4 protein-coding genes and 1 riboswitch are annotated in these 4,153 nt (G+C 54.9%); all 4 genes read left to right on the top strand.

All coding sequences use genetic code 11. The annotated features are described in order from the left end of the window. Positions 1–360: spore germination protein (locus tag CPT76_RS23840; protein WP_146116408.1), on the top strand; the 360-nt coding region annotated here is incomplete at its 5' end. 115 nt (positions 361–475) lie between these two features. Then, positions 476–1,807, top strand: a complete 1,332-nt coding sequence (gene lysA, locus CPT76_RS23845; protein WP_105444741.1) for a diaminopimelate decarboxylase — start codon at positions 476–478, stop codon at positions 1,805–1,807. 224 nt (positions 1,808–2,031) lie between these two features. Then, positions 2,032–2,463, top strand: coding sequence for a peptidylprolyl isomerase (locus tag CPT76_RS23850; RefSeq protein WP_076170052.1), 432 nt, complete (start codon positions 2,032–2,034; stop codon positions 2,461–2,463). Between the two features lie 184 nt (positions 2,464–2,647). Continuing rightward, a riboswitch (FMN riboswitch) is annotated at positions 2,648–2,819 on the top strand. A 415-nt stretch (positions 2,820–3,234) separates the two neighbouring features. After that, positions 3,235–4,153, top strand: a 919-nt coding sequence (gene ribD / locus CPT76_RS23855; RefSeq protein ID WP_105444657.1) for a bifunctional diaminohydroxyphosphoribosylaminopyrimidine deaminase/5-amino-6-(5-phosphoribosylamino)uracil reductase RibD, incomplete at its 3' end; no start/stop codon positions are given.

The raw sequence follows: 4,153 nt of genomic DNA on the forward strand, positions 1-4,153 counted from the left end.
GGCTTGTTTGTCAATGAGGTCGTCTTATACATGGCCGTAGCGGCCATCGGCATGTTCGCCACGCCGAGCTATGAGCTGGGGTTGGCCAACCGGATGGTGAGGCTTGTGCTGCTGGTCGCGGTGGCTATTTTCAAAGTGCAGGGATTCGTCGTCGGGACGACACTGCTGATCCTGCTGCTGACGCTGCACCGGTCTTACAACTCGTCTTATCTATGGCCGTTTATACCGTTTAATGCAAAGGCTCTGTCTGAAGTGCTGCTGCGCTTCCCGGTGCTTGAGAGCAAGAAAAGGCCGTCTTTCAACAAAACGAGGGATAATACGCGAATGGCGAAGAACCCGGACAACCGCGAACAGTCGTAGGAAAACACAAATGTTGTGCAAAAAATCCATTCATTCTCTTCCCTTGTCTGGTATACTGATGTAAAAGTTCACATGGAATATTTACATTTCCAAGGAAAGCGAAGGGATGCATAATATGTTTCTACATGGTACAAGTAAAATCAATGCGGACGGTCACCTGGAAATCGGTGGCTGTGACGTTACCGAGCTGAAGAAGCAGTATGGTACGCCGCTTTATATCGTCGACGAGGAGCTGGTCCGCACGCGGTGCCGCGAATACGTCGATGCGTTCCGCGCGTCCGGACTGAAATTCCAGGTGGCTTACGCCAGCAAGGCGTTCTGCGTCATGGCCATGTGCCGGATTGCAGAGGAAGAGGACATGTCCCTAGACGTCGTGTCCGACGGCGAATTGTTCACGGCGCTTCAGGCAGGCTTCCCGGCCAAGCGCATCCATTTCCACGGCAACAACAAGACGGTGGAAGAGATGGAAATGGCGATCGACGCCGGCATCGGCTGCTTCGTCGTAGACAATTTTGTTGAGCTGCATGTGCTGGAATCGGTGGCGGCTGAGAAAAAGGTGAAGGTCAACATTTTGCTCCGCGTCACACCAGGGGTTGAAGCTCATACGCATGAATATATTTCAACCGGCCAAACCGACTCGAAATTCGGTTTCGACATCGGTAACGGCTCTGCGTTTGAAGCCGTCAAAGCAGCTGCCGCTCAGGAGCATCTGGAGCTTCTCGGCGTCCATTCCCATATCGGGTCGCAGATCTTCGAGGTCGACGGATTTCAGATGGCGGTTCAGCGTGTAGCCGAGTTTGCCAAGAGTGTCAAAGAACAGCTGGGCGTGCAGTTCAAAGTAGTGAACCTCGGCGGAGGCTTTGGCATCCGTTACGTTGAAGGCGACACGCCGCTTGAAGTCAGCCAGTACGTGAAGGCGATTACCGACGCGGTGAAAACGCATTTTGCCGAGTGGGGAAGCGAGCTGCCGGAAATTTGGGTGGAACCGGGCCGCAGCATCGTGGGCGATGCGGGGACAACCTTGTACACTGTCGGCACCAGCAAGGATATTCCGGGTGTGCGCAAGTACGTGGCCGTGGATGGCGGCATGACGGACAACCCGCGCCCGGCGCTGTACGAGTCGAAGTATGAGGCCATGCTGGCCAACCGTGCCAACGACAAGCCGGAAGAAACCGTGTCCATTGCCGGCAAATGCTGCGAGAGCGGCGACATGCTGATTTGGGATGCAGAGCTTCCGAAAGTCAATAACGGTGACCTGCTCGCCGTTTCGTGCACAGGGGCCTACAACTATTCTATGGCGAGTAACTACAACCGGATCCGCAAACCGGCGGTCGTATTCGTGAACCAAGGTCAAAGCGACCTGGTCGTTCGCCGCGAGAGCCTTCAGGATATCATCGGCAACGATGTCATTCCTGAGCGGATCGCAAAGCAGGCTGTGCTTAAGTAAGGAGATGCATTAAGGGGACAGGCGCTGTTCGCCAGCGCCTCTGGTAAGTGAATTGGTGCGCAGTATAAAGGATCATCTCTGTATTGGGGAATGCAGAGGGGTCCTTTTGCGCGTTTATAGAACGAGGAAGAATGCGGAATTATTTTGCTTCGCCCGGGATTTCATAGTAAACTAGAAGATGTCTGTTAACACTCAGGAAAGACATGAAAGGAGTCATTGACATAATGGCCAAGCAAGCAAAAATCACTCTTGAAAACGGCGGCGAAGTGCTGCTCGATCTGTTTGAAAAAGACGCTCCGAACACGGTGGCGAACTTTGAGAAACTGGCAAACTCCGGTTTCTACAACGGTCTGGTGTTCCACCGCGTCATTCCGGGATTCGTTGCGCAGGGCGGATGCCCGAACGGCACCGGTACCGGTGGCCCAGGCTACACAATCAACTGCGAAATCAACCCGAACAAACACGAGCGCGGATCGCTGGCGATGGCACATGCCGGCCGCAACACAGGCGGAAGCCAGTTCTATATCTGCTACCAACCGCAGCCGCATCTCGACGGACAGCATACCGTATTCGGCAAAGTGACGAAGGGCATGGAATACGTCGACGCGTTCCAAGGCCGCGACGTGATGAAGACGGTCGAAGTATACGAAGCTTAATCTGCGAGTCGCGCACGATTTATCAGCCGCTTTCCCTGTTTCAAATAGGGACAAGCGGCTTTTTGTTCTGGACCGGGAAAAGGAGCGTATTGATTTTTTGCCGAGGCAGTGTTAACATTTCCTAGTATAGATGGGGCTTCCACTAGGCAGCCATTCCATCTGGCAATTGCATATTGATATTGGTTATATCCTTCGGGGCAGGGTGAAATTCCCTACCGGCGGTGATGACGCGGCAGCCGATCAGTTCAGGCGCCCGTCTCAGTCCGTGACCCGGACGCTTCGTTTGACGCTTAGCGTACGGTGGACCTGGTGCAAATCCGGGACCGACAGTATAGTCTGGATGGGAGAAGGAGAGAAAGCGTGCACTTCAGTTCGGAGTGCAGCTGTCCAATAAGATGTCACGTGTACGTGGTTGTTTTCACATAGTAGAAGGTTGTCCCTGGAGGGACGGCTTCTGTTTGCTGACGACTTTACGCTACCGATGACTTATTTGGCTGATCCTGATTTTTGGGATTCTGCAGCCTTATTGGAGTGTATCTGACTTGTCTCTCACAGCCCCGAGGATGGTTTAAGCCATCCCGGGGCTTTTTGCTTTTTTACAAAGACCTGGGGAACCCCCGGAGAGTACCGGTTTGAACAGCGCGGAGCCAAAGATGCGCATGGTAAGGTGATTTACCATGGAATTTACAACATGCGAAGTATCCGCAAAGCGCCCAAAGCCGAGACTTAGCTTTGAGGGGATGTCCCGATTCCGAACAAGGGGGGAGATGAATGGACGGCATCATCAACGATGAATTTTATATGGCGCTTGCGCTCGATATGGCGGAGCGGGCACAGGGTCAGACCGGGATCAATCCGGTTGTTGGCTGCGTCGTCGTTAAAGACGGGGCTATGGTTGGGCTTGGCACGCATTTGCAGCGGGGAACCGCCCATGCGGAAGTCCATGCGCTGAATATGGCGGGTGACCGTGCGGAAGGGAGTACGGTCTATGTAACGCTGGAGCCCTGCAGCCATTACGGAAAAACGCCGCCCTGCAGCGAACGCCTTATACGCGAGAAGGTGAAGCGGGTCGTCGTGGCCTGCGAAGATCCCAACCCCCAGGTGGCGGGCAGAGGAATTGAGCTGCTCCGCCGCAGCGGGATTGAGGTGGAAGTTGGGCTGCTCGGTGACAGGTCCCGCCGCTTGAACGAAAAGTTTATCAAGTATATTACGACCGGGCTTCCCTATGTGACGGTCAAGACAGCAAGCACGCTGGACGGGCGCATCGCAGCCGAATCGGGAGACAGTAAATGGATCACGAACGAAGCGGCCCGGGAGCAGGTTCATACGCTCCGCCACCGCCATCAAGGGATTATGGTTGGCGTAAATACAGTGATCGCGGACAATCCGCAGCTGACTACCCGGCTGCAGGGCGCCATCGGTCTGAATCCTGTGCGGATCGTCGTCGATTCCTTGCTGCGGATTCCGCTTGAGTCGAAGGTGGTTCAGGATGGAGCTGCGCCGACCGTCATTTTGACGACGGAACGCGCCGATCTGGATAAGACGGAAGCCCTTAAGAAGATCGGCGTAGAAACGATCTGCTGCGGATCGGGCCCGCAGGTCGATCTTCGCCTGGCGATGCAGGAGCTGGGCAAACGTGAGATCGGCTCGATTCTGGTGGAAGGCGGCGGCCGGCTGAACGGTGCCTTGC

Source organism: Paenibacillus sp. AR247, assembly GCF_002968895.1.
GTDB lineage: Bacteria > Bacillota > Bacilli > Paenibacillales > Paenibacillaceae > Paenibacillus_AQ > Paenibacillus_AQ favisporus.

Coding starts and splice junctions, on each gene's coding strand:
- lysA (WP_105444741.1), top strand. CDS start 476: ATGTTTCTACATGGTACAAGTAAAATCAATGCGGACGGTCACCTGGAA.
- CPT76_RS23850 (WP_076170052.1), top strand. CDS start 2,032: ATGGCCAAGCAAGCAAAAATCACTCTTGAAAACGGCGGCGAAGTGCTG.